General features: G+C 66.4%; 29 protein-coding genes. 9 read left to right on the top strand and 20 right to left on the bottom strand.

The window, feature by feature from the left end; translation table 11 throughout:
* Positions 1–90: 90 nt before the first annotated feature.
* The 7 genes from LX81_RS23100 to pyrH all read right to left on the bottom strand — a co-directional run bounded on the left by LX81_RS23100 (position 91) and on the right by pyrH (position 5,899).
* On the bottom strand, positions 91–216 hold the full coding sequence (locus LX81_RS23100) for a hypothetical protein (RefSeq protein WP_272939466.1): 126 nt from the start codon (positions 214–216) through the stop codon (positions 91–93).
* A 108-nt stretch (positions 217–324) separates the two neighbouring features.
* The gene (gene rseP / locus LX81_RS01805; protein WP_111535561.1) at positions 325–1,680 is read right to left on the bottom strand and encodes an RIP metalloprotease RseP; all 1,356 of its coding nucleotides are present in this window, start codon (positions 1,678–1,680) and stop codon (positions 325–327) included.
* A 13-nt stretch (positions 1,681–1,693) separates the two neighbouring features.
* On the bottom strand, positions 1,694–2,869 hold the full coding sequence (dxr, locus tag LX81_RS01800) for a 1-deoxy-D-xylulose-5-phosphate reductoisomerase (protein WP_111535651.1): 1,176 nt from the start codon (positions 2,867–2,869) through the stop codon (positions 1,694–1,696).
* Positions 2,869–3,675 carry a phosphatidate cytidylyltransferase gene (locus LX81_RS01795; protein ID WP_234822448.1) on the bottom strand — a complete coding sequence of 269 codons (807 nt, stop codon included), beginning with the start codon at positions 3,673–3,675 and terminating at the stop codon, positions 2,869–2,871. Before LX81_RS01795 ends, dxr begins: the two co-directional genes overlap by 1 nt.
* On the bottom strand, positions 3,668–4,393 hold the full coding sequence (uppS, locus tag LX81_RS01790; RefSeq protein WP_111535559.1) for a polyprenyl diphosphate synthase: 726 nt from the start codon (positions 4,391–4,393) through the stop codon (positions 3,668–3,670). Before uppS ends, LX81_RS01795 begins: the two co-directional genes overlap by 8 nt.
* Before the next feature lie 65 nt (positions 4,394–4,458).
* Complete coding sequence (gene frr / locus LX81_RS01785) at positions 4,459–5,022, bottom strand: ribosome recycling factor (protein ID WP_111535558.1); 564 nt, start codon at positions 5,020–5,022, stop codon at positions 4,459–4,461.
* Between the two features lie 145 nt (positions 5,023–5,167).
* Positions 5,168–5,899 carry a UMP kinase gene (pyrH, locus tag LX81_RS01780; RefSeq protein WP_111535557.1) on the bottom strand — a complete coding sequence of 244 codons (732 nt, stop codon included), beginning with the start codon at positions 5,897–5,899 and terminating at the stop codon, positions 5,168–5,170.
* A 13-nt stretch (positions 5,900–5,912) separates the two neighbouring features.
* Here pyrH and miaA point away from each other — a divergent pair, with 13 nt between their 5' ends.
* On the top strand, positions 5,913–6,863 hold the full coding sequence (gene miaA / locus LX81_RS01775; RefSeq protein WP_373280259.1) for a tRNA (adenosine(37)-N6)-dimethylallyltransferase MiaA: 951 nt from the start codon (positions 5,913–5,915) through the stop codon (positions 6,861–6,863).
* Here the strand turns inward: miaA and LX81_RS01770 are convergent.
* Entirely contained in the window at positions 6,860–7,465 is a 606-nt protein-coding gene (locus LX81_RS01770; RefSeq protein WP_308418326.1) for an SCO family protein, read from the bottom strand. The genes miaA and LX81_RS01770 overlap by 4 nt on opposite strands.
* Before the next feature lie 533 nt (positions 7,466–7,998).
* On the opposite strand from LX81_RS01770, the gene LX81_RS01765 reads away from it, so the two are divergent.
* Complete coding sequence (locus tag LX81_RS01765; RefSeq protein ID WP_111535554.1) at positions 7,999–8,838, top strand: DUF1206 domain-containing protein; 840 nt, start codon at positions 7,999–8,001, stop codon at positions 8,836–8,838.
* On the opposite strand, the gene LX81_RS01760 is transcribed toward LX81_RS01765, so the two are convergent.
* Positions 8,835–9,428, bottom strand: coding sequence for a lytic transglycosylase domain-containing protein (locus tag LX81_RS01760; protein WP_111535553.1), 594 nt, complete (start codon positions 9,426–9,428; stop codon positions 8,835–8,837). The genes LX81_RS01765 and LX81_RS01760 overlap by 4 nt on opposite strands.
* A 171-nt stretch (positions 9,429–9,599) precedes the next feature.
* On the opposite strand from LX81_RS01760, the gene ssb reads away from it, so the two are divergent.
* Positions 9,600–10,094 carry a single-stranded DNA-binding protein gene (gene ssb, locus LX81_RS01755; protein ID WP_111535552.1) on the top strand — a complete coding sequence of 165 codons (495 nt, stop codon included), beginning with the start codon at positions 9,600–9,602 and terminating at the stop codon, positions 10,092–10,094.
* Here ssb and aroB read toward each other — a convergent pair.
* Both aroB and LX81_RS01745 read right to left on the bottom strand, forming a co-directional pair.
* Entirely contained in the window at positions 10,091–11,218 is a 1,128-nt protein-coding gene (gene aroB / locus LX81_RS01750) for a 3-dehydroquinate synthase (protein WP_111535551.1), read from the bottom strand. The genes ssb and aroB overlap by 4 nt on opposite strands.
* Entirely contained in the window at positions 11,215–11,766 is a 552-nt protein-coding gene (locus tag LX81_RS01745) for a shikimate kinase (RefSeq protein ID WP_211322685.1), read from the bottom strand. The genes aroB and LX81_RS01745 overlap by 4 nt, the downstream gene beginning before the upstream one ends.
* A gap of 133 nt (positions 11,767–11,899) precedes the next feature.
* Between LX81_RS01745 and LX81_RS23095 the strand changes: the two genes are divergently transcribed.
* The 4 genes from LX81_RS23095 to LX81_RS01730 all read left to right on the top strand — a co-directional run bounded on the left by LX81_RS23095 (position 11,900) and on the right by LX81_RS01730 (position 15,827).
* Complete coding sequence (locus LX81_RS23095) at positions 11,900–12,034, top strand: hypothetical protein (protein WP_272939465.1); 135 nt, start codon at positions 11,900–11,902, stop codon at positions 12,032–12,034.
* Entirely contained in the window at positions 12,024–13,535 is a 1,512-nt protein-coding gene (locus LX81_RS01740; protein WP_146259378.1) for a hypothetical protein, read from the top strand. The genes LX81_RS23095 and LX81_RS01740 overlap by 11 nt, the downstream gene beginning before the upstream one ends.
* On the top strand, positions 13,532–14,476 hold the full coding sequence (locus LX81_RS01735; RefSeq protein ID WP_111535548.1) for a site-specific tyrosine recombinase XerD: 945 nt from the start codon (positions 13,532–13,534) through the stop codon (positions 14,474–14,476). The genes LX81_RS01740 and LX81_RS01735 overlap by 4 nt, the downstream gene beginning before the upstream one ends.
* A 61-nt stretch (positions 14,477–14,537) precedes the next feature.
* Positions 14,538–15,827: an HlyC/CorC family transporter gene (locus tag LX81_RS01730; RefSeq protein WP_111535547.1), complete on the top strand. Its 1,290-nt coding sequence runs from the start codon at positions 14,538–14,540 to the stop codon at positions 15,825–15,827.
* A 3-nt stretch (positions 15,828–15,830) separates the two neighbouring features.
* Here the strand turns inward: LX81_RS01730 and LX81_RS01725 are convergent, their stop codons facing one another.
* The 3 genes from LX81_RS01725 to LX81_RS01715 are packed head-to-tail and all read right to left on the bottom strand — an operon-like array spanning position 15,831 to position 19,247.
* Complete coding sequence (locus LX81_RS01725; protein ID WP_111535546.1) at positions 15,831–17,300, bottom strand: carboxypeptidase M32; 1,470 nt, start codon at positions 17,298–17,300, stop codon at positions 15,831–15,833.
* Complete coding sequence (gene ctaA / locus LX81_RS01720; protein ID WP_111535545.1) at positions 17,297–18,442, bottom strand: heme A synthase; 1,146 nt, start codon at positions 18,440–18,442, stop codon at positions 17,297–17,299. Before ctaA ends, LX81_RS01725 begins: the two co-directional genes overlap by 4 nt.
* A gap of 55 nt (positions 18,443–18,497) precedes the next feature.
* Positions 18,498–19,247 (bottom strand): RNA methyltransferase, encoded by a 750-nt coding sequence (locus LX81_RS01715; protein WP_111535544.1) that lies wholly within the window; start codon positions 19,245–19,247, stop codon positions 18,498–18,500.
* A gap of 96 nt (positions 19,248–19,343) precedes the next feature.
* On the opposite strand from LX81_RS01715, the gene LX81_RS01710 reads away from it, so the two are divergent.
* Positions 19,344–19,958, top strand: a complete 615-nt coding sequence (locus LX81_RS01710) for a thiamine phosphate synthase (RefSeq protein WP_111535543.1) — start codon at positions 19,344–19,346, stop codon at positions 19,956–19,958.
* Here LX81_RS01710 and olsA read toward each other — a convergent pair.
* The 3 genes from olsA to LX81_RS01695 all read right to left on the bottom strand — a co-directional run bounded on the left by olsA (position 19,923) and on the right by LX81_RS01695 (position 21,823).
* Positions 19,923–20,768 carry a lyso-ornithine lipid O-acyltransferase gene (olsA, locus tag LX81_RS01705; protein WP_111535542.1) on the bottom strand — a complete coding sequence of 282 codons (846 nt, stop codon included), beginning with the start codon at positions 20,766–20,768 and terminating at the stop codon, positions 19,923–19,925. The genes LX81_RS01710 and olsA overlap by 36 nt on opposite strands.
* Positions 20,765–21,523 carry an L-ornithine N(alpha)-acyltransferase gene (olsB, locus tag LX81_RS01700; protein ID WP_111535541.1) on the bottom strand — a complete coding sequence of 253 codons (759 nt, stop codon included), beginning with the start codon at positions 21,521–21,523 and terminating at the stop codon, positions 20,765–20,767. The genes olsA and olsB overlap by 4 nt, the downstream gene beginning before the upstream one ends.
* A gap of 123 nt (positions 21,524–21,646) precedes the next feature.
* Complete coding sequence (locus LX81_RS01695; protein ID WP_111535540.1) at positions 21,647–21,823, bottom strand: DUF3553 domain-containing protein; 177 nt, start codon at positions 21,821–21,823, stop codon at positions 21,647–21,649.
* A gap of 38 nt (positions 21,824–21,861) precedes the next feature.
* Between LX81_RS01695 and LX81_RS01690 the strand changes: the two genes are divergently transcribed.
* Positions 21,862–22,452 carry a histidine phosphotransferase family protein gene (locus LX81_RS01690; protein ID WP_170133818.1) on the top strand — a complete coding sequence of 197 codons (591 nt, stop codon included), beginning with the start codon at positions 21,862–21,864 and terminating at the stop codon, positions 22,450–22,452.
* 14 nt (positions 22,453–22,466) lie between these two features.
* On the opposite strand, the gene LX81_RS01685 is transcribed toward LX81_RS01690, so the two are convergent.
* Genes LX81_RS01685 through obgE form a run of 3 tightly spaced genes read right to left on the bottom strand, consistent with a single transcriptional unit; the run spans position 22,467 to position 25,898 of the window.
* Positions 22,467–23,732 carry a glutamate-5-semialdehyde dehydrogenase gene (locus tag LX81_RS01685; RefSeq protein ID WP_111535538.1) on the bottom strand — a complete coding sequence of 422 codons (1,266 nt, stop codon included), beginning with the start codon at positions 23,730–23,732 and terminating at the stop codon, positions 22,467–22,469.
* Between the two features lie 25 nt (positions 23,733–23,757).
* Positions 23,758–24,876 carry a glutamate 5-kinase gene (gene proB / locus LX81_RS01680; protein ID WP_111535537.1) on the bottom strand — a complete coding sequence of 373 codons (1,119 nt, stop codon included), beginning with the start codon at positions 24,874–24,876 and terminating at the stop codon, positions 23,758–23,760.
* Positions 24,864–25,898, bottom strand: a complete 1,035-nt coding sequence (obgE, locus tag LX81_RS01675) for a GTPase ObgE (RefSeq protein ID WP_111535536.1) — start codon at positions 25,896–25,898, stop codon at positions 24,864–24,866. The genes proB and obgE overlap by 13 nt, the downstream gene beginning before the upstream one ends.
* Positions 25,899–25,918 lie beyond the last annotated feature (20 nt).

Below are 25,918 nucleotides of genomic sequence, written 5' to 3'. Positions count from 1 at the left end.
AGTATCGGGATTGTCGGGGCATGTCAAAACGCGATCAATGCACGCCAAGCGGTCGCAGACAAACTGGATCCCGGCGGTCACATGATGACGTCAGGGCGTGCCCAGATAGGTTAGCATCGCGAGGCAGAGCGCGACTGCGCCGGGACAGACGAGACGCCCGGCCCAAAGCCGGCAGACAAGCGTCAATCCTCTGATGTCTCCATCGATCGTATCCATCACGACCTCCTTCCGCCAACCGCGTCAGGACTGCGGTATTGCATGACTTGCTGACGTAAATGTGGCGCGCGCGCGACCGAGATGCGACCCGCCCGTCGCGCCGATCCGTTACGGACAGAACAGATCGTTGCCGATCGCGAAGACCATGAGCGTTCCCAAGAGCGCAAGGCCCACCGCCATCAGCACGTTGAGCGCGCGCTCCCCCGGCGGCTTACCGGTGATAGCCTCGTAGCCGTGGAAGACGAGATGGCCGCCATCGAGGACGGGGATCGGAAAGAGGTTCAGAAGCCCCACCGCAGTCGAGAGGACCGCGACGAACCAGACGAAGCTCGCCAATCCCTGGCTCGCCGCCGCGCCGCTCGTCTGTGCGATGCCGATCGGTCCCGAGAGGTTGCAGCTCGAGATCGCGCCGACGGCCATGTTGTAGAGCCCGGACAACGAGGAGCGGATGATGAAGAGCGTCTGGTCCACCCCGTAGCCCAAGGCGGTGAACGGTCCCGGCGAGGTCGTCTGGGGCGTGAAGTAGAGCCCTCCGGTAATGCCGATGAGCCAGCGCGTCTCGAACCCACCTTCCGACAGGGGAAGGTCCATCCGCTTCGGGGCCAGCGTCACCTCGCGCGTCGCGCCCTCGAGATTGTCATCGCCGGACGGCCGCCACACGGTGAGGTCCAGGGGCGCCCCGTCGGATTCCCCTACGATGTCGCGCAGTTGATCGAAGGCGAAAATCTCCGATCCGTTGATCGCGGTGATGACGTCGCCGCTTCGAAGTCCGGCCGCCATCGCGGCGGATTGCGGGGTAACCGATCCCACGAGCGGCGGATAGGGATAGGGACCGAGGACGGTCAGCGTGTCGCCGTCGCGGAGAACGTCGTAATCGAGTTCGGGCTCCATCGGGAGCTCTTGGATGAAGGCGTCGATCCCGGCGAGATCGGGCGTCTCGCGCCCGGCGATCGCCACCACCTCGTCGCCCTGCTGCACCTCCTGCGAGATACCCGGAAGCGGCGCGACGCTATCGACGGTGAGGGGATCGCTCGCCACCCCGCGCCAAAGCAGGACGGCCGCAAAGACGAGGATAGACAGGATGAAATTGAAGATCGGGCCGGCCGCGACCGTCGCGGCGCGCGCCCAGAGCGGTGCGCCGTGCATGGTCCGCCTCGCCGCAGCGGCATCGAGCGCGGCCGTGTCGCTTCGACCGACGGAGGACGCATCGGCATCACCCAGAAACTTGACGTACCCCCCGAGCGGCAGCGCCGCGACCTGCCAGAGCGTCCCACGCTTGTCGCGGCGGGAGAAGAGAACCGGGCCGAATCCGATCGAGAAAACTTCAGCATGGATCCCCGACCACCGTCCGACGATGTAGTGACCGTATTCGTGGATCGCCACGATCACGCTCAACGCCACGACGAAAGCCGCCACGGTGTAAAGTACCGACCCGAAAGACGGGATCAGCCCGATGAGGTCCATATAATAGTCTCCGTCAGCCGGCAGATGCCGTAAGATCGAGCGCGTCCTCGACGACCTGCCGGGCACGCCTGTCCGCGTGCTGCACGCTATCTAGCGTCATCGTGTCCTTTCCAAGGCTTTCGGCGGTCAACTTGTCGAGGGTTCTGTCCACCAGTTCGGCCATTTCGAGGAAGCTGCATTCCCTCGCTATGAAGGCGTCGAGTGCGCGTTCCTTGGCGCCGTTCATCACGGCGCCCGCATGCCCCCCCGCCTTCATCACCTCGCGCGCGATCCTCAATGCGGGATACTTCGCCTCGTCCGGCGCACGGAAGGTCATCGCACCGATCGCCGCGAAGTCGAGCCGCTCGACGGGGAGGTGCCGGCGCTCGGGCCAGTGCAGCGCATAGCCGATCGCGTGGCGCATGTCGGGGGGCCCGAGATGCGCCATCAGGGCGCCGTCGTTGAAGCCGACGAGCGCGTGGATGAGGGATTCGGGATGCACGATCGCCTCGATCCTCTCCGGGGCGATCCCGAAGAACTCATGCGTCTCGATCAGTTCCAGCGCCTTGTTGAAGAGGCTCGCGGAATCGATCGTGATCCGCTGACCCATGTCCCAATTCGGATGAGACGACGCCTGCTCCGGCGTGACGCGGGCGAGATCGCGCGCGTCGAGGTCGCGGAAAGCGCCCCCGGACGCCGTGATGATCACCCGCTCGACGGCCTCGATGTCCTCCCCCACGAGTGCCTGGAAGACCGCGGAATGCTCGCTGTCGACGGGCAGGATCGTCGCGCCGTGACGCCTCGCGGTCTCGAGCAGCAAGGGTCCCGCCGCGACGAGCGACTCCTTGTTGGCGAGCGCCAGCGTCCCGCCCTGCTCGAGCGCCTTCAGACCGGGCGCGAGCCCCGCAATGCCCACGATGGCCGACATGGTCCAGTCCGCCGGGCGCGCCGCCGCGTCGAGAAGCGCGGCCTCCCCCGCGGCCGCCTCCACGCCGCTGCCCGCGAGCGCCCCGCGCAGATCGTCCAGAAGTTCCGGATGACCCGTAACGGCGAGTTCCGCACGATGCGCGCGGGCCAGAGCGGCCAGGCGATCGATATTCCGCCCGCCCGTGAGCGCCACGACGTGGTACTCGTCCGGCGCACGGGCGATCAGGTCGAGCGTGTTACCGCCGATCGAGCCGGTGGCGCCGAAGACCGTGACGCGCCGCATCAATTGGGCAGGGCGTAGGACGGAAAGGACACGACAGGTTCGATCAGCAGGAAGAACACGGATGCGCCGAGCATCCCGTCGAACCGGTCGAAAAGCCCGCCATGGCCCGGCAGAAGCGAGGAGCTGTCCTTGACACCGGCGCGTCGCTTGACGGCGGATTCCGCGATGTCGCCGAGCTGAGCGGCCATCGCAAGCGCCACCGAAATGCCCACGAGCTGCCCGGAGGCGGGCGTCGTCCAGATGAACAGAAGCGCCACGATCACGGCGCCGATCCAGCCTGCGATGGTCCCCGACCAAGTCTTCTTCGGACTGACCCGAGGCCACATCTTCGGCCCGCCGACGAAGCGCCCCACGAAGTACCCACACACATCGGACGCGATCACGACGAGCGCGAGCCACATGAGCCATGGCCAGCCGAACTGCGCACGGAGGAAGAACATCCCAAACCCGGCAAGCAGGATCATCAGGGTGAAAAGCGAATAGACCGTCCGGCGCTGCGTCAGCTGGCTGATGCCGATGAAGATCGGCGCGATAAGAAGCGGCAGGCCGTAGCCCGACGGAAGCGCCAGCAGGATCGCGAGTGCCGCCCCCGCCGTGGCGGCGAGGGCCACGGCCGGCGCCTTGGGGTCGAGCATCCGAACGAGTTCCCAGACCATGACGGAGCAGATGCCGACCATCATCAATGCAAAGATCACGCCGCCGATCCAGACGACGAAAAGACCCACGATGGCGATGACGGCTCCGACACCGAGCCTCGGGCCGAGATCGGCCCAGCGGGAGCGGCGCGAGGCGGCCTTTTCAGGCAAGGACGGCTCCGAAGCGACGGTCCCTCTGTGCGTAGGATGCGAGAATGTCCCCGAAGATTTCGGAGGTGAAATCGGGCCAGAGCGTGTCGATGAACTCGTATTCCGCATAGGCCGATTGCCAGAGGAGGAAATTCGAGATCCGTGCCTCCCCCGACGTGCGGATGACCAGGTCGGGATCGGGCAGGACATGGGTGTCGAGGAACCGCGCGAGCGTTGTCTCGTCCACATCAGCCGGATCGAGCCGCCCGGCCTGAACCTCGTTCGCCAGCCGCTTCGTCGCCCGACCGAGCTCGTCACGGCCGCCGTAATTGAGCGCGACGGTGAGATGGACCAGATCGTTCTGCGAGGTCAGGAGTTCGAGCTCGTCCATCATCCGTACGAGTTTCGGGTCGAGCCGGACGCGGTCGCCGATGAAGCGGACCCGCACGCCCTCCGCGAGCAGGTCGCGCGCCTCGCGCTGGATGTAGCGGCGGAAGAGCTTCATGAGCCCCGCCACCTCGGTCTGTGTCCGTTTCCAGTTCTCCGTGGAGAACGCGAATATTGTCAGGTACTTCACCCCGAAATTCGGGCAGGCCCGCACAATCTCCTTCACCCGCCGCGCGCCGGCATGGTGGCCGAAGAGTCGCGGCTTGCCGCGCTGCGTGGCCCAGCGGCCATTGCCGTCCATGATGCAGGCGACATGGCGGGGGACAGCGCCCATCTGCTCGTCTCTGGCCATCCACGGCCCTCCTATCGTCGCGCGCGCCCCGCGCGAACGGGGCCATCGGTCAGGACGCGAATGCGTCAGACCTGCATGATCTCTTCCTGCTTCGTCTCCAGCGCATCGTCGATGCGCTTGATCGCGGCGTCCGTCATCTCCTGGATCTCGGATTGCCAGATCTTCTGATCGTCCTCCGGCATGCCCGACCCCTTGGCCTTCTTCAACTGGTCCATGCCGTCACGGCGGATGTTGCGGATGGCCACGCGCGCATTCTCGGCATACCCCCCCGCGACCTTGGCGAGATCGCGCCGACGCTCTTCGTTGAGCTCGGGGATCGGCAGGCGGATCGTCATGCCGTCGATCACCGGATTGATGCCGATCCCGGATTCCCGGATCGCACGCTCCGCCTTGCCGACGAGCGACTTGTCCCAGATCGTGATCGTCACCATACGCGGCTCCGGCACGTTGACCGTGCCCACCTGGTTGATCGGGGTGGGCGCGCCATAGGCATCCACCACGATCGGCTCGACCATCGATGCCGAGGCACGTCCCGTCCTGAGCGAGGCGAATTCCTGCCGCAGGGACGTCATCGCCCCGTCCATCCGTCTTTGCAGGTCGTCAGTATCGATCTCGATGTCTTCTGCCATCGTCCCGTCCGTTCTGTAACTCAAGGCCCCTATAGCGGTCGCCTGCGGCTATTTCCAGCGGCGTGCCGCGGACTTGCGTTTTGCAGATGTGCAAGTGAACCCAAAATACCAAGAAATCGTTCTTGCCTGCGCGAAAGGTCGTGACCTAGGCGTCCCGGACGATGGTGAACGTCCCCTCCCCCGCGAGGATGCCCCGGAACCCACCCGGCTCGTCGAGGGAGAACACGATGATCGGCAGATCGTTGTCGCGGGCAAGCGCGATCGCCGACGCGTCCATCACGCCGAGATGCTTCTGCAGGACTTCGTCGTAGCTCACCTCCGCGTAGCGCCGGGCTTCGGGATCGATCTTCGGATCGCGATCGTAGACGCCGTCGACCTTGGTGCCCTTGAAGATCGCCTGGCACGACATCTCGTTGGCGCGAAGCGTCGCGGCAGTATCGGTGGTGAAGTAGGGATTGCCGGTTCCCGCGGCGAAGATGCAGACCCGCTTCTTCTCGAGGTGGCGCACCGCACGGCGGCGGATATAGGGCTCGCAGACCTGATCCATCGGGATCGCCGAGATCACGCGGGTATGGATGCCGAGCTCCTCGAGCGAGGATTGCATGGCGAGCGCGTTCATCACGGTAGCGAGCATCCCCATGTAATCGGCGGTGGTCCGCTCCATCCCCTGCGCCGAGCCCTGCAATCCGCGGAAGATGTTGCCGCCGCCGATCACCATGCAGATCTCGACGCCGAGATCGTGGACCGATTTCACCTCGGCCGCGATCCTTTGCACCGTCGGCGGATTGAGGCCGTAGCCCTGATCGCCCATCAAGGCCTCGCCGGAGATCTTCAGAAGCACGCGGTCGTATCGCCGCTTCTCACCAGTTCGATCCATGCCGTCCTCCGGGATTTTGCGCTCGCGGCGTAGATGTCGCAAAAGCGGGAGCGGCACAACATTCACGGATGGCGAAATGCGGATCGCGGAGGTGAAAGATGCGGCGCGAGACACGCGTCGGGCGATCGTCATCGCAGGACCCACGGGTAGCGGCAAATCGGCGCTCGCCCTGGCCCTCGCGGAGGCGCATGGCGGCATAATCATTAATGCCGACGCCCTGCAGGTCTACGCGGAATGGCGCATCCTGACCGCACGCCCCTCCCCCGTAGAGACCGCGCGCGTAGAACATGCGCTCTATGGGCATGTTTCGCGACACGAATCCTATTCCGTCGGCCGCTGGCTCGAGGAATGCGCGCCGCTTCTCGCTGGTGCCCGGCCGATCATCGTCGGCGGAACCGGGCTCTACCTCACCGCGCTGACGGAGGGTCTGGCCAAGATTCCGGCCGTACCTGCCGAGATCCGTCTCGAAGCCGATGCGCTGTCGCTCGAGCGGCTGACCGCGGGGCTCGATGCGGCGACGCGGGCGCGGATCGACATCCGGAACCGGGCGCGGGTGCAGCGCGCCTGGGAGGTGGTCCAGGCAACCGGACGCGGGCTCGCCGCATGGCAGGACGATCCGACCGAGGCCCTCCTGCCACGGGGCGACGCCCTCCGCCTCGTGCTGTCCGCGCCGCCCGACGTCCTGACACCCCGCCTTGCCGCGCGGTTCGACAGGATGCTCGCGGAAGGTGCCTTGGACGAGGTCGCGGCGAACCTCGACGATTACGATCCGGGGCGACCTGGCGACCGGGCCATCGGTGCGTCCGAACTCGCCGCGTATCTGCGGGGGGAAATCGATCTCGAGACGGCCCGCGACCGGGCCATCGTCGCCACCCGCCGCTATGCGAAGCGACAGCGCACCTGGTTTCGCGGTCGGATGCGGGACTGGGCGTGGATCACGCCCGAGACAGTCGCCCCGTTCTAGCTTGCGAGGAGGCGCCGGAGTTTCGCGAGCGCGCGCTCGTCGCCTTCTTGGTAGCCGATCGGCTCGAAGAAATGTCCGTCCTCGTCGAAGAGAAGGACGAGCGCGGAATGATCCATCGTGTAGCCCCCGTCATCGAGCGGGACCTTCTGGGCATAGATGCGGAAAGCGCGGGTCGCTGCCTCGATCTCCTCGGGCGATCCGGTCACGCCGATGACGCCGGGCGACCAGGAGACATAATCCCCGAGGACATCGGCCGTGTCGCGCTCCGGATCGACGGTGACGAAATAGACATTCAGATCGTCACCCTCGGCTCCGAGCGCCTCCTTCCACGTCGCGATGTCACCGAGCGTCGTCGGACAGACATCCGGGCAATGCGTGAATCCGAAGAACACCGCTGCCGGTCCCTCCGCGAGCGTGTCGGCGGTGAACGGCGCACCCTCCGTCGTCACGAGCTCGTATTTGCCCTGACCAAGCGTGTCGGACACCTGTTCGGTGAAGCGCGGGGCGATCACGCGGAACCAGACGATGGCCACGAGGGCGAGAAGGACCAGTACCCACAGACCGATGGCGACAAGCCGCAGGGGCGACGCTCCCCGCATCATCGCGCGACACGCCCGGCCGAGCGACGGGAGAACGGCCGATACGTTTTGCAAAATACGCAAGCGACGGCGTCAAAGGACACGCAGTCGGTCGGAGGTGGACTCATGCGGGTAGAATTGGTCCAAGTGATGGTTTCGAAAGGCATCGAATTTCCTTTGATCGGATCGGGCGCGGCATCGCGGTGCGACGCGTCGCGAGGCATCGGGGTGCCCGGTCGCCGCGACACCGGTCGCTGACGGGGCAAGGTCGGGATCGAGACGGGAACGCATTGCCCTGGACGTCTCGACAGGCCGGCCCAAGCGGACCCCGGTGGCTCATCGCTCATCCGGGGCAGGCCTAAGAAGCGTGCAGATACGAGGCGTCGCGTCATACCTGTCCGTATAAGGATTTCCGTGCAGGGTGTAACGGAGGAACCGCGACCGCCGCCTCAAATCCGCGTGGTGCAGAGCCGGCATTGTGAATTCCGGGGCGAAGTTGCTTGTCGTCAGGATGGTGGTAACGCATCGTCGATCGAATGGTAGCGAGGAGCTTACGGATGTCGGACAACGATTTTGGCTGGGCGATCCCGATCATGCGCGCGGGGTATGCCGGGCGGGCACTCGTCTACATCGTGGTCGCGGGCATCTCGCTCTGGGCCGTCTGGCACGGACAGGAAGCGCAGGGCACGAGTTCAGCTTTCTCCACGCTCGAATCGGCCGCCTGGGGCAAGGCCGTCCTCGTCGTCATCTTTATCGGAATGCTGAGCTATGCCGTCTGGCGCGTGATCGACGCCGCCTACGATCTCGAGGATTACGGCAGCGACGGTGAAGGGACGGTGGCGCGACTCGGAATGGTCGTGACCGGCCTCATCCACTTCGCGATCGGGATCGGTGCGTTGATCATCGTCTTCACCGCGTCGGGCGGCGGCGGAGATTCGTCGATCTCGAAGGCCGCCGACACGGTCATGTCCTGGCCCGGCGGGCAATGGATCGTCGGGCTGGTCGGGATCGTGACGATTGGGGCGGCCGGCTACTATCTCAAGAAGGCATGGAAGCGCGAATATCGCGAGAACCTCGTCGGCAATCCCTTCACACGCAATTTCGATCCCGCCCTGCGCGGCGGCGTCGCCTCCCAAGGCTTCGTCGTCGGCGTGATCGGCGCCTTCATCCTCTACGCGGCGATCATGCATTCCGGCGACGAGGCGGGCGGGATGGGCAAGGCCTTCGAATGGCTGCACGACCAGCCCTACGGGCGCATCCTCGTCGGGCTGCTCTGCGTCGGGCTCTTGGGCTTCGCGCTCTTCTGCGCCGTGAACGCAGGCTACCGCAACATCCCGAAGGCCGCCGGGGACGACATCGAAACGCTTGCGGCGAAGTTCAAGGAGAAGGCGTCCTAGTCGCCGAGGATGACCTGCACATAGGTCATCGTCTCGCGGTAGGGCGGCACGCCCCCGTGCTTCTGCACCGCGCCGGGGCCGGCGTTGTAGGCCGCGAGCGCAAGGCGCCAATCGCCGAACGCTTCGTACTGGCGGCGAAGATAGCGCGCACCGCCGTCGAGGTTCTCCTCGGGAACGAGCGGGTTCACCTTCAGCCGCCGCGCCGTCTCCGGCATCAATTGCGCGAGGCCGAGCGCGCCCTTGTGCGATTTCGCCCGCGCGTTCCAACCCGATTCGCGCTGCACGAGCCGCAGAAAGAGATCTTCGGGGATGGAATGCTTGCGGGCGGCCTGGCGGGCCATGTCGAGATAGGGTCCGGCATAGCGTCCGGTGAAGCGCGGAACGGCGCCTTCGAGCGCGCGGGTCGGCACCCGCGCCACGTTCGGCTGCAGCCGCGCGGAGCCGTTGTACTGCTGGGCCGCGCGATTATCGAGCACCCCCAACTGCGAGGCGAAGAGCGATTGCCTGTTCTTGCTCGACACGTTGACGTTCTGGGCCGAGAGGCCGGACGGAAGCAGCATCGCCAGTATCGCGATTCCCAGATATCTCATGCGACCCCCATCCGCTTTTCGCGCCGCGACTATACCCGATCGATCGCCACTGAGAACCCTTCGGGGAAACGACCACGCGGCAATTTCCTGCACAGGATCGGCTGGGTTCAATCACCCCGCAAAGCGTGTATAGCGTCCGGCGAACGGACGGGAATCACGGGAGAACGACGCATGGCAGGATCGGTGAACAAGGTCATCCTGATCGGAAATCTCGGTCGCGACCCGGAGGTGCGGACCTTCTCGAACGGCGGCAAGGTCTGCAACCTGCGTATCGCCACGTCCGAGACCTGGAAGGACCGCAATTCCGGCGAGCGGCGCGAGCGGACGGAATGGCATTCCGTCGCGATCTTCTCCGAACCGCTCGCCCGCGTGGCGGAGCAATACCTGCGCAAGGGCTCGAAGGTCTATATCGAGGGCCAGCTTGAAACCCGCAAATGGCAGGATCAGTCGGGACAGGACCGCTATTCCACCGAGGTCGTCCTGCGCCCCTATCGCAGCGAGCTCACGATGCTCGACGGGCGCGACGGTGGCGGAGGCGGCGGCGGCGGAGGCTATCCCGACGACGACCGCGGCTATGGCGGGGGCGGCAGCGGCAGCGGCGGCTCCGGGGGTGGCGGCTACGGCGGGCCGCCGGCGTCCGACATGGACGACGAGATTCCGTTTTAGGGCGCCGCATCCCTCCGAACGGAGAGCGCGTCGTCGAGCACGTTTCTCAGCAGGTCGGGCGGCACGTCGTCGGTGACGAAGGCCGCCCCGATACCGCGTGCCAGGATGAGCCGCAGGCGGCCGTCGACCACCTTCTTGTCCTGCGCCATCAGATCGATGAGCGCGTCCGCGGAAGGAAGCTCGCCCGGGATGTCCGACAATTCCGTGCACATTCCCATCTCGCGCAGGTGCGCCCGCACGCGCCCCGGTTCCTCCTGCGCGCAGAGCCCCAGCCGGGCGGAGAGCTCGAAGGCGAGCGCGCAGCCGATCGCGACACCTTCGCCATGGAGGAGCCGGTCGGAATACCCCGTCGCCGCCTCGAGCGCATGGCAGAACGTGTGTCCGAGGTTGAGAAGCGCGCGGTCGCCCGCCTCCTTTTCGTCGCGGATCACGATCTCGGCCTTCATCTCGACGGCGCGACGGACCGCCTCCGCACGGAGCGCTGCATCGCCCGCCGCGATGCGGGGGCCGTTCGCCTCGAGCCAGTAGAAGTACTCCGCGTCTCCCAAGAGCCCGTATTTCACGACTTCGCCGTAGCCCGCGCGGAAGTCCCGCGGCGGCAGCGTGTCGAGGACGTCGATATCGGCCAGGACGAGGCTCGGCTGATGAAATGCGCCGACGAGGTTCTTGCCGGCCTTCGTGTTGATCCCCGTCTTGCCGCCCACGGAGCTGTCGACCTGAGCAAGGAGCGAGGTCGGGATCTGCACGAACCGCACGCCCCGGCGCAGGATCGCCGCCGCGAACCCCGCGAGGTCGCCGATGACGCCGCCGCCGAGCGCGATCACGATGTCGCGGCGTTCGATCTTCTGATCGAGCAGCCAATCGGTTGCCCGCGCAAGGGCGGCCCAGGATTTCGACGCCTCCCCCGGAGGAAGGGTCAAAGCCGTCGTCTCGATACCGGCCGCGAGAAGTCCGTCCTCGAGTTCAGCGAGATGGAGGCGCGCGACGTTCTCGTCGGTGAGGATCGCCACCCTCTGACGTGCGAGATGCGGCTTGAGATGCGGCGCGGCCTTGGCGATGAGACCGGACCCCACCACCACGTCATATCCGCGCTCGCCGAGATCGATGCGAACGGTTTCCGTCATGCCCGGCGCCTTTCGAGGACATCGGGCCGCCCCGCAAGTGCCTCGACCACGCGCGTGGCCATCTGCTCGACGCTCAGGTCGGACTTGGAACACACGGTGAGATCGGCCAGCGCATAGGCGGGCTCGCGTGCTTCGCAAAGAGCCTTCAGCGTGCCCTTGGGATTGGCCGTCCTGAGCAGGGGCCGGGTCGATTTGTGACGGACACGCGCCCACAGCACCTCGAGCTCTGCCCGAAGCCACACGGCGATGCCCCTCTCCCGCACAAGGTCGCGGTTCTGCGCGGAGAGCCAGGCCCCGCCGCCCGTCGACAGGATCGACGGCGGCCCGTCGAGGAGCCGCGCCAGGACCTGCGTCTCCTTCAACCGGAAGAATTCCTCCCCGTGGCGTTCGAAGATCTCCGCAATCCGAAGGTTCGAGGCCTCCTCGATCTCGGCATCGGAATCGACGAAAGGTACGCGGAGAAGACGGGACACGGCCGTCCCGACGGCTGTTTTTCCCGCACCCATCATCCCCACCATGACGACCGTCTTATGCAATCCCGCGCTCAAATGGCAGCACCTTGACATTTTATCCCTGCGCCGGGCCTGAATGGCGTGAACTCGGTCGAAAGGCCAGCTATAAACACGAGACCCGCGCGCGAGACGCGGGACCCGTGAATGGCAGGAAGACGGAAGCCCGATCGTGTTCAGACTTCTGAAATTTATCGTTTTCCTGTTGCTCGTCGGGTTCCTGGGCCTCGTCGGCTTCGCGTATCTCGGCGATCTCGATCCGGCCCGGACGGAACGAGAAATCCCAGTGACGCTCGATGCGAATTAGAACGCTGCTTCTCCTTGCGGGGAGTTTGGCGACGCAGGTCGAGGCACAATCTCCCCCGCTTTCCGCGATCGACTGGCTGTCGGACAGCATTTCCGTCCCGGAGGCCGCCCCCCGACCCGAACGTCCGCTCGAACCGGGCGTCACCGAGGATGCGCGGGCCGACCCGATCACGGTCGAGCCGCTCGACGAGTTGCCCGCCGATGCGCAGGGCCTGTTCGAGCCGCAGGACAGGAGATTGCCCGACGACCTCTGGTCCGCCTCGCAGGCGTCGGATGTCGCGACGGGCCTCGCCCGTGTCGAGGTGCCGCATCTGCGCGCGGCACAACGTCTGCTCGTGGACATGCTCTCCGCCCGATCGACCCCACCGCAGGGCAGCGCGAACGGGACGGAGGTGTTTCTCGCCCGGATCGACGCGCTTCTCGCGATCGGGCAACTCCAGGCCGCGCGGGCGCTGCTCGATCGCGCGGAGGAAGAAGAGACGCCGGAGAATTTCCGCCGCTGGTTCGACATCGCGCTGCTGACCGGACAGGAAAACCGGGCCTGCGAGCGGATGCGTGCCATGCCCGAGGTCACACCGACCTATCCGGCGCGGATATTCTGCCTCGCGCGGGGCGGCGACTGGATGGCGGCCGCGCTGACACTCGATTCCGCCAAGGCTCTCGACGTCATAGACGAGGACGAGACCGAGCGGCTGACCCGGTTTCTCGACGATCATGCGGAAGGCGGCGAGATCGCGCCGCCCGCGCGGCCATCGCCCCTCGATTTCGCGATTCTCGAGGCGATCGGAGAACCGCTTGCCACGACCACGCTCCCCCTCGCCTTCTCCCATGCCGATCTGCGACACAATACGGGCTGGAAGGCGCGGATCGAGGCGGCGGAACGGCTGGCACGCTTCGGCGCAATCCCGCCCTCCAAGCTCTGGGAGGTCTATCTGGAGCGTGAACCTGCCGCGTCGGGAACGCTCTGGGACCGGGTCGGGACGATGCAGGACTTCGATCGTGTCGTGCAGGGCGGTGAACCGGACGCCATCTCGGCCGACCTGCCCGCGGCCTGGGAGGCGATGCGCGACGCCGGACTGGCGACGGTTCTGGCGGAACGCTACGCCGGAGATCTCGACGGGCTTGTCCTCGACGGGCGCGCGGCGGAGATCGCGCGGCGGATATCGCTTCTCGCCGGCACCACGCCCGCGCCCCAAGCCACGGCGTCCGATTTCCTCGGATCGGTCGCGGCCGGAAAGCCGCAATCCGATCTCGCCCGGACGCCACTGGAATCCAGCCTGGCCGACGGATTTTCGTCAAACCCACCTGCGGCCGCGCAGAAGCTGATAGACCAGGATCGCATCGGCGAAGCCTTGCTTCTGGCTACGGCCGCACTCGACGAGGCGGCCTCGGGCAATCTCGATTCGACGCGTGACGGGCTCGCGATCCTGAACGCGGCGGGGCAGAAGGCCCGGGCGGTCGAGGCGGCACTCGAACTCCTGATCCTGGAGCGGCACCAATGAGCATGGAAATGCAGATCGCGACCTTTCTCGAGGCGCAATCTGCCGAACTCGCCGCCGCGACGAACACGCAGCTCGCCTATGCCCGTGATCTGCGCGATTTCGCCGATTGGCTTCGCGCGGAGGATCGCGATTTTGCCGGCGCCACGCGCGAGATGATCGAGACGTACCTGATCTCCCTCGCCGATCGCGGATTGTCGGTGGCGACCCGCGCGCGACGATTGTCCGCGATCCGGCAATATTACCGTTTCGCCTTCGAGGAAGGGTGGCGAGCCGACAATCCCGCGATCCAGATCAAGGGTCCCGGCCGCGCGCGAAGGCTCCCCAAGACACTCGACGTGGCGGAGGTCGAGCGCCTCATCGCCGCGGCGGAGGAGATCGGCCGCAAGCCCGAGGACCGGCTGCGGAACCAGTGCCTCATGGAATTGCTCTACGCCACCGGCATGCGGGTGACCGAACTCGTCTCGCTTCCCGTCGCCGCGGCGCGCGGCCGCCCCAGGATGCTGCTCGTCTCCGGCAAGGGCGGCAAGGAGCGGCTCGTGCCGCTTTCGGCCCCGGCGCGGGAGACGCTCGCACGCTGGCTCGAGGCCAGAGACCGTCTAGAGGAAATAAGAACGGCCAATAGCGCACCCGCGTCCCGCTATCTCTTTCCGTCGCGCGGCAAGTCCGGCCATCTCACGCGGCACTGGTTTTTTACCCTGATCAAGGATCTGGCGGTCCGGGCCGGGATCGATCCCGCACTTGTTACCCCGCACACGCTTCGTCACGCTTTCGCGACCCACCTCCTCGCCAACGGTGCCGATCTGATGTCGATCCAAGCCCTGCTCGGGCATGCCGATGTCGGAACGACGGAGATCTATACGCATGTCCTCGATGCCAACCTGACCGAGCTCGTACTGAGCCACCACCCGCTTGCCCGGAAACCCGGGCCAGCGCGAACTTGATGCCCGCCGCGCGTCGCCGCATATAAGCGGGAAGACCCTGACATCACGGATCCCTTGTTCGATGCTGGACACCGCCTTCTGGATCACCTCTGCGTCGATCCTTGGACTTCTTGTGCTCTCCGCTTTCTTCTCCGGATCGGAGACGGCCCTCACCGCCTCCTCCCGGGGAAAGCTCAGGGCCAAGGCCGACAAGGGATCGGTCGGGGCGAAGCGTGCCCTCGAGATCACCGAGGACAACGAACGCCTGATCGGCTCCGTCCTCCTGGGCAACAACCTCGTCAATATCCTTGCGACATCGCTCGCGACCGCGCTCTTCACACGGGTCTTCGGCGACGGCGGCGTCGCGCTTGCTACGCTGATCATGACGCTGCTCGTTCTGATCTTCGCGGAGGTGCTGCCGAAGACCTACGCGATCACCAACGCGGAGACGGCCGCCGCCGGGGTCAGCCGCCCGATCGCCATTGTCGTAAAAGTCTTCGCGCCGATCGTCTCGGCCGTCCGGATCTTCGTCCGTCTCGTTCTGCGCCTATTCGGCGTGCAGATCGATCCCGACAGCCAGGTTCTCGCCGTCCGCGAAGAGATCGAGGGCGCGCTCAACTTGGGTCATTCGGAAGGTGTGGTGGAGAAGGAAGATCGCGACCGCATCCTCGGAGCGCTCGACCTGGCCGAACGAACGGTGGAGGAGATCATGCTCCACCGTTCCAAGATCGAGATGCTGAACGCCGACGAGCCCGCGGGTGATCTGCTTCGCCAATGCCTCGAATCGCCTCACACGCGGCTGCCCGTCTATCGCGAGAAACACGAGAACATCATCGGTGTGATCCACGCGAAGGACCTGCTTCGCGCCATGTACGCCCGCCGCGCCGCCGCGAACGAATCAGGCGGCGCGCTGGATGACTTCGACATCACCGAGGTCGCGATGCCCGCCTATTTCGTGCCGGAGACGACCCCGCTCGACGAGCAGATGCGGCAATTCCTGCGACGCCACACGCACTTCGCGCTGGTCGTCGACGAATACGGCGCGCTGCAGGGTCTCATCACGCTCGAGGACATCCTCGAGGAAATCGTGGGCGAGATCACCGACGAATTCGACCTCGACCAGGAACATCCGCTCCGGCGGACGGATGCGGGCGACTACATCGTCGACGGCGGCATGACGATCCGCGATCTCAACCGCGCGGCGGAATGGCAGCTCCCCGACGAGGAGGCCAACACGATCGCGGGCCTCGTCATTCACGAGGCGCAGACGATCCCCACCCAAGGACAGGTCTTCAACTTCCACGGCTTCCGGTTCGAAGTAATGCAGCGGATCGACAACCGCATCACACGGCTCCGCATCCGGGAGCTTTGAACTTTACAACCCGTAGATCGCGCCGAACTTCTCCTCGAGATAATCGAGGAGCGGTTCCTCGTTCGGCGCGAAGCCGCAGGCGCGTTCCACCGTCTCCCGAGGGGGGTAGAGGCCGCCGTGGCGTTGCAGATGCTCCCTGAGCCAACCGGTTGCCGCAGCCGTCTCTCCCTGCGATAGGTCCGCCTCAAGATCCGGCACCGCCTCGCGGAGGGCCCGGTAGAGGCATCCGGCGTAAACGTTGCCGAGCGTGTAGGTCGGGAAGTAGCCGAATAGCCCCACCGACCAATGCACGTCCTGCAGCACGCCTTGGGAGGCTCGCTCGACCGGGTAGCCGAAATCAGCCTCGAAGCGCGCGTTCCAGGCCTCCTCGAGGTCTCCCACGGCGAGGCTTCCGGCGATAAGCTGGCGTTCCAGATCGAACCGCAGCAGCACGTGGAGATTGTACTGCACCTCGTCCGATTCCGTTCGGATGAAACCGCGATGCAGCCGGTTCACCGCGCCGTAGAACGCCCCCGCCCCCAGGTCGAGATCGCCGAAGACATCGCTCATCTGCGAGTGGAGCCATCCAGTGAATGCCTGCGAACGGCCAAGCTGATTTTCGTAGATCCGGCTCTGGCTCTCATGGACGCCCATGGAGACGCCGCGCCCGAGCGGGGTGAGCGCATAGGCGGGATCGACGCCCTGCTCGTAGGCGGCATGACCGACCTCGTGGACGGTGGAATAGAAGCAGTTGAACGGATCAAGCGGCGCGGTGCGCGTCGTGATCCGCACGTCGTTGCCCGAGCCGGAACTGAACGGGTGGACGGCCTTGTCTATACGGCCGCGCGTGAAATCGTAGCCGAAGGCGATCGCGAGTCTGCGGCTGATCTCGAGTTGGCCCGTCTCCGGGAACTCGCCCTCCAGCGCCGCGGGCTGCACCGGTGACGCCAGCGCGGCATCGCGCAGGGCCACGAGCCGCGGGCGGAGCGCGCCGAACATCTCGGAAAGGTTCGCCGCCGTCGCACCCGGCTCGAAATCATCGAGGAGCGCATCGTAGGGATCGCCCCCCGCCGCGAGACAATCGGCCTCTTCCCGCTTCAAGGCGACGACGTTCTCGAGCACGGGGGCGAAAGCCGCAAAATCGTCCGTCGCCCGCGCTCTTGCCCACTGGCCCTGCGAGACGCTCGTCACCCGTGCGAGTTCCGCGGCCAGTCGGGCGGGAACACGGGCCGTCCGCTCATAGACCCGGCGGATGTGGCGCAATTGCGCGGCCGCCACCTCTCCCTCCGGTTTCGCCGCTTCGAGCCATTCGCCGATCCGCGGATCGACGCGTCGCGCATGGAGTACACCCTCGAGCGCCGCGATCTCGTCGGCGCGCTGCTCCGCCGCGCCGAGCGGCATCACCGTCTCCTGGTCCCAGCCGAGGCGTCCCGCAACCTCGCCGAGCGCTTCCGTCTCGCGCTGGAACGCCATCAGGTCGTCGTAGGCACTCATGCCGCTCCCCTCAGCGATTGCGCACGGGGAAAGACGCTCTGGTGGCGCGCCCGGATGATCAGAACCCAGAGCACGACCGCACCAAGCTGGTGCAGGATCGCGAGCGAGAGCGGGGCCGAGTGCATCACCGTCACGATGCCGAGGGCCATCTGCAGCACCATCATCCCGAGGACTGCCCCCATCGCGCCGCGTGTGGCTACGAAGGCCGACCGACGCGCGCGGAAGAATACGACGATTCCCGCGATGAAGAGGAGGTAGCCCGCCATCCGATGCATGAATTGCACGAGCCCGTCATTCTCGAAGAAGTTGCGCCAGAGCGGCGTGATCTCGAACGGGCCGGGCGGCAGGATCCCACCGGCCATCAGTGGCCAGTCGGTATAGTTGCGCCCCGCATCGATCCCCGCGACGAGCGCGCCGAGGAGGATCTGGACAAACGCCAAGGCCAACAACCCCGTCAGCCACGGAACGAACCGCCCTTCCCGCGCACGGCGGGCCTGCAAGAGCGCCGCGCCGCTCCGCCCGAGCGACAGGACGTACCAGGCGATGAGCCCGAGGATCACGAAGGCGAGCCCGAGGTGGACGGCGAGCCGGTATGACGCGACGTCGAGCACGGTGCCCTCAAGCCCGGAGGAGACCATCCACCAGCCGATCGCCCCCTGCAGCCCTCCCAGGACCCCGAGGCCGAGGAGCCGGCCTGTCCATCCCGGCGGGATGCGCTTCGTGGCGAGGAACGCGACGAAGCCCACGGCCCAGACGAGGCCGATGACGCGGCCGAGCTGACGGTGTCCCCATTCCCACCAGTAAAGCGACTGGAACTCCGCGAGGCTCATCCCGCGATTTTGAAGCTGGTACTCCGGGATCTGGCGGTAGGCGTCGAACTCCGCCTGCCAGTCGGCCTCGTTGAGGGGCGGGATCGCGCCCGTGACCGGCGCCCATTCGGTGATGGCGAGGCCCGAATCGGTCAATCGCGTAAGGCCGCCCACGACGATCATCGCGAGAACGAGGAGGAAGAGGATCATGAGCCAGATCCTCACCGCCCCACGCGAGCCGCGCGGGCCCGCGTCGATCGCTCCGCCGCGTCGGGGCTCCGCCGCCTGTCGCTCGGTTCCGACCTCCTCGAAGATCGCGCGTTTTCCGGCCATTGCGACCCCTCTCGTCTTTGGCGGCAAGCTAGAGGCGCGGGCCCCGGCCTGCAAGTCAGCCCGACCCGTCCGGTCGGCGAACCAATTGCCGCAGTGCCCCGTGCAGAACCTGGACGTCGGCCCGCGTGAGCGGCATCCGCGACCACAGATTGCGCATCAGCCGCTTCATGTGCCCGGCCTTGTCCGGCGGAAAGAAGAACCCCGCCGTGTCGAGCTGCCGCTCCCAGTGTGACGCGAGATGCTCCACCTCAAGCGCCGTCGCGGTCTCGGGGGGCGGAATATCGGTTCCGGGCACGGGCGGTGCAAGACGGCGCCATTCGTAGCCCAGCAGGAGGACGCATTGCGCGAGGTTGAGCGAGGGGAAGTCGGGATTGACCGGAACGGACACGATGGCGTTCGCACGCGCTACGTCGTCGTTCTCGAGCCCCGCCCGCTCGGGCCCGAAGAGGATCGCGACCCGCTCGCCCCTGGCGATCCGGGCGCGCGTCTCCACCATCGCAGCTTCGGGATCGAGAACGGGCTTCGTCATGTCCCGTCGCCGCGCCGTCGTCGCCAGCACATAGCTGCAATCGTCGAGCGCCGCGGGCAGGTTGGGGGTGATACGCGCGTGATCGAGGATCGGGGTGGCGCCGCTGGCCAGTGCTTCGGCGCGCGGATTGGGCCACCCGTCGCGTGGAGCGACCACCCGCATCTCCTGCAGGCCGAAATTCAGCATGGCGCGCGCCGCGGCTCCGATATTCTCCCCCATCTGCGGACGGACGAGAACGATGACCGGAGCATCGGCGGATGTCGTCGTTTCTGGCATGGCCGCCTCTTAGGCAGCGCTTTGCCGGCACGCAAGCGTGGTCAAGCGGGCGCCGAGCCTCTATAGCCCCGGGGCAATCGAAGACGGAGCGCCGCGATGCCAGACGACCTGCCGCAAATCTATCTCGTGACGCCGCCCCAGCTCGATCCGGCCGACTTTCCGGACCTGCTCGCCCGTATCCTCGACGCACAGGCCGTGGCCTGCGTACGGCTCGATCTCGCGACGCGCGACGAGGACCGGCTGCTGCGGGCCTGCGACGCGGTGAGGGCCGTCACCGAACCCCGCGACGTCGCTCTGGTCCTCTCAGATCACGTGCAGATTGCGTCGCGGGCAGGGCTCGACGGCGTGCATCTGCGCGACGGGGCGCGGAACGTGCGGGCTGCGCGCAAGACGCTCGGAACCGACGCGATCGTCGGAGCCTTTTGCGGTACCTCGCGCCATGACGGGATGAATGCGGGCGAAACCGGTGCCGACTACGTGGCCTTCGGGCCGGTCGGCGGTGTCCCGGCCGGAGACGGCAGCCTGGCCGATCTCGATCTGTTCGCCTGGTGGTCCGAAATGATCGAGCTGCCCTGCGTCGCGGAGGGGAGCCTCGATACAGACGCGATCTCCAACCTCTCCGCCATCACCGATTTCATCGCGTTGGGAGAGGAAATCTGGATGGCGGATGATCCGTCACGTCGCCTCGCGGAACTCGTCGCTGCGTTCTAGCACCTCCAGTACGCCTGACCGCACACTTGCTTCCGCCTCCCTGGCAAGGGCCTTTCTCGACCCGTGGATCGCGCCGTCGAGGGGCGCGTGGCAGGTAACCGCGATCTCCCCCTGCTGCTTCAGGGCCAGGACCGCGAGGAGATGCGGGGCGAGATCCATGTCCCCCCACCAGGCGTAGAACCGCGGATCGCATCCGGCCGGCGCCATATAGACGAGAGAAACCGGCTGGACCCCATAGTCGGGGGAGGAGCCGAGAAACGGCGCGAAGAGCGCGGATTTGAAAGGCAGTACGCGTCTTCCATCCGTCGAGGTGCCCTCGGGAAAGAGAAGGAGCCGCTGGCCGGAGCGGAGCCGCTCGCGGATCGCGGCTTCCTGCACCCGCGCATCGCGGCTTTCGCGCCGGATGAAGAGCGTCCCCGTCAGCCGCGCGAGAAGACCGATTCCCGGCCAGCCCGCCACCTCCGCCTTGGAGACGAACACGATCGGCCCGGCGGCATTCAGGACGAGGATATCGAGCCAGGAGGCATGGTTCGCCACCACGGCCCCCGACCCGGGTGCGAGCACGCCTCGCCGCCGACGCCGCAGACCGAGCAGGCGCAGCGCTCCCCGGCAGACCCAGACGGTGATCCAGGGCGTCGCGGGCCGCCGATCGCCCCAGAATGCCCGCTCGACGGGGCGGAGGACCAACGTGGCGAGGGAGCCCGCGACGAGGAGGAGAACGATCGGCACGCCACGCACGACGATGCGCGGCCAGTCGCGGGGTGAGATGGACGGGATTTCGGGCGGATCGTCGGAATGCCAAGTCGTCACGCGCGCAGTCCGTCGAACCGCGCACGCTGCTCCTCCGTGATCGCGCGGATGTCGCAGACCATGCAGACATCCGTCGTGTTGAACACCCTGTCGATATAGGCATCCTGGCCCACCCAGGCGCCGAGGCGGAGATACGCCTTTATGAGGGGAGGAAGTGCGCGCATTGCCGAAACGCGGTCGATCTTGGCGAAGGCCAGGGCATCCATCGGAACGGCCCCGTCGGGCCGGGCCCTGGGCCGCAGCTCGGGCGGGGCGAGATGGCGGTGGTGCAGAACCGAGAGCGTGGGCGCGATCGGTGCCGGATCGGTTCCGCGAAACGACGCGACGCCGAAGAGGATCTCGATCCCGTGGCGCGCGATGTATTCCGAAAGTCCGCTCCAGAGATGGTGAAGCGCGACCCCGCCGCGGTACTCTGGATGCAGGCACGATCGGCCGAGTTCCAGCAGCCGCCGGCCCGTGGCCCGCAGGGGTTCGAGATCGAACTCGCTTTCGGAATAGAAGGCCCCTGCCCGCGCGACCTGATCTCCGCGGGCAAGGCGATAGGCGCCGATGACCTGCTCATCGCGGGGTCTGCTCGTATCGCGCAGGATCAAATGATCGAAGAACGGGTCGAAGCGGTCGATTTCGCGTCGCGCCGCATGATCGACCAGCGGACCGTCGCTCCCCATCTCTTCCACGAATACCGAATAGCGCAGGCGCTGCGCGGCGGCGAGATCATCGGGCGTCGCGGCGAGCGCAAGGCAATAGGCCGTCATCGGCGACCGACCTGCCCGAATACCGCCGGGGCCGGAAAATCCGGCCCGTGACCTCCCATGCTTGACACAATTTTAACCATTAAGATTCACGTTGTGGCAGGAAAGATGTCCGATGGAGCGAGATCAAAAGACCGCTATGAGATCAACGCGACGGCCGTCGATCACCACCTTTCCCGCATCGCGGAACATTACGGTGATCGTGCCGCCGATATTGGACTGGACCTGTCCCTCTCCCCATTCGGGACGATCCGGGTGTCGCACGATCATTCCAGGCTCCAGAAGGGCATTCATGTCCGACACGTCAATACTCCCCTGAATTCGACCGAGGCCCTATGAACATGAGCTCTTCCGACATCAGCGCGCTCCTCGGCTCCCGGATCTGCCACGATCTCATCTCACCGCTCGGCGCGATCGGCAACGGGATCGAATTGTTGCAGATGTCGGGCATGGGCGACAGCCCGGAAATGTCCCTGATTACCGAAAGCGTCGAGAACGCGAATGCACGCATTCGCCTCTTCCGCGTGGCTTTCGGCGCCGCACAGCCCGATCAGACGGTCGCGCGACGCGAGGTCGAGACAATTCTTTCGACCTTCGGCTCCGCCCGCTCACTCGAGATTGACTGGCAACTGGAAGAGGCCTTGCCACGTGACATGACCCGGCTGATCTTCCTGCTGCTGCTCTGCGGGGAAAGCGCACTGCCCTGGGGGGGCAAGATCGCAGTGGCCCTTGCCGGAGACGATCTGCGCGTCGAACTGATTGCCGACCGGGTCCGGAACGAGGCGGAACTCTGGCGTCACCTTGCAACGACGGACGCTCTCTTGCCGGACGCCTCCGAAATCCACTTCTATCTCGCGCGTCAAGCCGCGGAAGCGATGGGGCGGACGGTCGACGTCGAGCTTGGCGAGAAGCGGGTCGTCCTGACCGCCTGACATCGGCGCGAGAATCAGGCGCGGACCGACCCGTTTCCGCGCACGCGGTACTTGAAGCTCGTCAATTGCTCCGCCCCGACCGGCCCGCGTGCGTGCAAACGTCCCGTGGCGATGCCAATCTCGGCTCCCATCCCGAATTCGCCACCGTCAGCGAATTGCGTCGACGCATTGTGCAGCACGATAGCGCTGTCGACCTCCTCGAAGAAGCGCGCGGCCGCGTCGGCATCCTCCGTCAGGATGCAATCGGTGTGGTTCGATCCATGGCGCCCGATATGATCCATCGCGGCGTCGAGATCGGGGACGATCCGGGCGGCGATGATGCTGTCGAGATATTCCCGGCCCCAATCGTCGTCCTCCGCCGGGCGGACATTCTCGATCTGCTGCAGGGCGGGATCGCCCCGCACCTCCACGCCCGCTGCCTGAAGTGCGCGAACGAGATCGGCCCCCAACGTCTCCGCCACATCGCGATGGATCAGCAGGCACTCGGCCGCGCCGCAGATGCCGGTGCGCCGGGTCTTGGAGTTCAGGACCACGTCGAGCGCCTTTTGCGGATCGGCGGCGCGGTCGACATAGATATGAACGATCCCCTCGAGATGGGCGAAGACGGGCACACGGGCGTCGCGCTGCACCGCCCCGACGAGCCCCTTGCCGCCGCGCGGCACGATCACGTCGATGAATTCCGTCATACCGAGCATTTCCGTGACCGCGGCGCGATCGCGCGTTGGCACCAGTTGGATCGCGTCCTGCGGCAACCCGGCCGTCGCGAGACCCGCAACGAGGCATTCGTGTATCGCCCGTGACGAGTGGAAACTCTCCGATCCCCCGCGCAGGATCACGGCGTTGCCGGACCTCAGACAGAGCGCCCCGGCATCGGCGGTCACGTTGGGTCGCGATTCGTAGATCACGCCGACGACGCCTATGGGCGTGCGCACCCGTTCGATGTCGATCCCCGACGGCATCGACCACGCGGCAAGGATCTCGCCCACGGGATCGGATTGCTCCGCCACGGCGCGCAAGGCCGACGCGATCCCCCGGATCCGGTCGGGATCGAGCCTAAGCCGGTCGAGCATTGCGGAAGAAAGACCCTTCGCGGTCCCGGCTTCCATATCGAGGGTGTTCGCCGCAACGATCGCGTCGGTCTGTGCATCGATCCGGTCGGCCGCGGCGTGAAGGGAGGCGCTGCGCGCCCCCGTTGGCGCGATCGCGAGAGTGCGAGAGGCCGCACGCGCGCGCTCTCCGATCTCGGTCATCATCGCGGGGATGTCGGTCATGTCCTTCATGCGGAACCCTCCCATGTCATGACCCTCATAACACCATGTCGTCGCGGTGAATAAGGGCCGCACGACCGGAATAGCCGAGTATCCCGGGTATCTCGTTGGAATGACGACCGGCGATCGACCGCGCCTCCTCCGCGGTGTAGCGCACAAGGCCCGTGCCGAGCGGATCGCCGTCCGGGCCCTCGATCGTGACCGGATCACCCCGCCCGAAGGCGCCCGACACCACGACGACGCCCGCGGGCAGCAAGGATCGCCCGGTGGAGAGCGCCTGCGCCGCGCCCGCGTCGATCCGGAGCGCGCCCTGCGGCTTCATTGCGGCGATCCACGCCTTGCGCGCCGCCTGCGGATCGGTCTGCGGCAGGAACCACGTGGCCCGGGCGCCGTTCCGCAGGGCTTCGAGCGGGTGCAGATCGTCACCGCGTGCGATGGCGAGCGCGCAGCCCGCCCCCATCGCGGTTCGTGCCGCCATCAGCTTCGTGCGCATGCCGCCCTTCGACAATCCCGAGATTGGGTCGCCGGCCATCGCGAGGATCTCCGGCGTCAGCCGATCAATGATGGGAAGATGCCGCGCGGCGGGATCGCTCTGCGGATTGGCGGTGTAGAGCCCGTCCACATCGCTCAGGAGAACGAGCTGGTCCGCACCGACGGTCACCGCGATCTGCGCCGCCAGGCGGTCGTTGTCGCCGAACCGGATCTCGTCGGTGGCCACGGTATCGTTCTCGTTGACGATCGGGACGACGCCGAGGGAGAGGAGCGTGCCGAGCGTCGCGCGTGCATTGAGGTAGCGCCGGCGGTCGGCGCTGTCTTCTAGCGTGAGGAGAACCTGCGCAGCGACGAGACCGTGGGGCTGCAGGGCCTCCTCATAGGCTCGGGCAAGGCGAATCTGTCCCGCCGCCGCCGCCGCTTGCGCGCGTTCGAGCGGCAGGGCGTCGGAGCCGAGCCCGAGGAGCGATCGGCCGAGCGCGATGGAGCCGGAGGAGACGAGGACGACATCGGTGCCCCGCGCCCTCAGCGCGGCCACGTCCGCGATCAGCCCGAGGAGCCAGTCACGGCGGAGCGCACCCGTTTCGCGGTCGACCACGAGCGCCGACCCGACCTTCACCACGAGCCGCCGCGCGGTGGAGAGATCGGGCGTCACGGGCGCCATGGGCGGTTGGCTTCGTCGTCCTTCACCTGCCGCAGACGGTCCTCCCCGATCGCCGCGCGCACGGCACGCAGGACATCCGTCAGCCCCTCGCGGCTCACGCCCGACATCATCAGGACGGGTCCCGCGACCGCCTCGAGGGCGGCCTTCGCCTCCGCGCGCTCCTCGTCGTCGAGCGCGTCGATCTTGTTGAGCGCCGTCACCCGCGTCTTGTTTGCGAGTGGACCTCCATAAGCCTCGAGTTCGCCCATGATGGTGCGCCAATCGGCCACCGGATCCTCCGCAGTACCGTCGACGAGGTGGAGGAGAACGGCACAGCGTTCGACATGGCCGAGGAACCGGTCCCCGATGCCGCGCCCTTCATGCGCGCCCTCGATGAGGCCCGGAATGTCGGCCATGACGAATTCCGCGCCATCGACACCCACGACACCGAGATTGGGGTGCAGCGTCGTGAAGGGATAATCCGCGATCTTCGGCCGCGCATTCGAGGTCGCGGCGAGGAAAGTCGACTTCCCGGCATTGGGTAAACCCAGGAGCCCCGCATCGGCGATGAGCTTCAGCCTCAGCCAGATCGTCCGCTCCACCCCGGGCTGTCCGGGATTGGCTCGGCGCGGCGCCTGGTTGGTGGACGACTTGAACCGCAGATTGCCCCAGCCGCCATTGCCGCCTTCGGCGAGCACGACGCGGTCGCCTTCGGTGGCGAGATCGGCGATCAGAGTTTCCTCGTCCTCGTCGAGGATCTCCGTCCCCACGGGCACGCTCAGGACGACATCGTCGCCACCTGCACCGGTGCGCTGCTTGCCCATGCCGTGCTGCCCGTTCCCGGCACGGAAATGCTGCTGGTAGCGAAAATCGATAAGCGTGTTGAGACCGCTCACCGCCTCCACGATCACATCGCCGCCGCGTCCGCCATCGCCGCCATCCGGCCCGCCGTACTCGATGTACTTCTCCCGCCGGAACGACATCGCCCCTCCGCCGCCGGAGCCCGATCTGATATAGACCTTGGCGAGATCGAGAAACTTCATGGTGCGGCCTTCCGGGTTGA

It is taken from the genome of Palleronia aestuarii, assembly GCF_003253995.1.
Lineage (GTDB): Bacteria > Pseudomonadota > Alphaproteobacteria > Rhodobacterales > Rhodobacteraceae > Palleronia > Palleronia aestuarii.
This window is presented reverse-complemented; position numbering and strand designations above follow the sequence as displayed.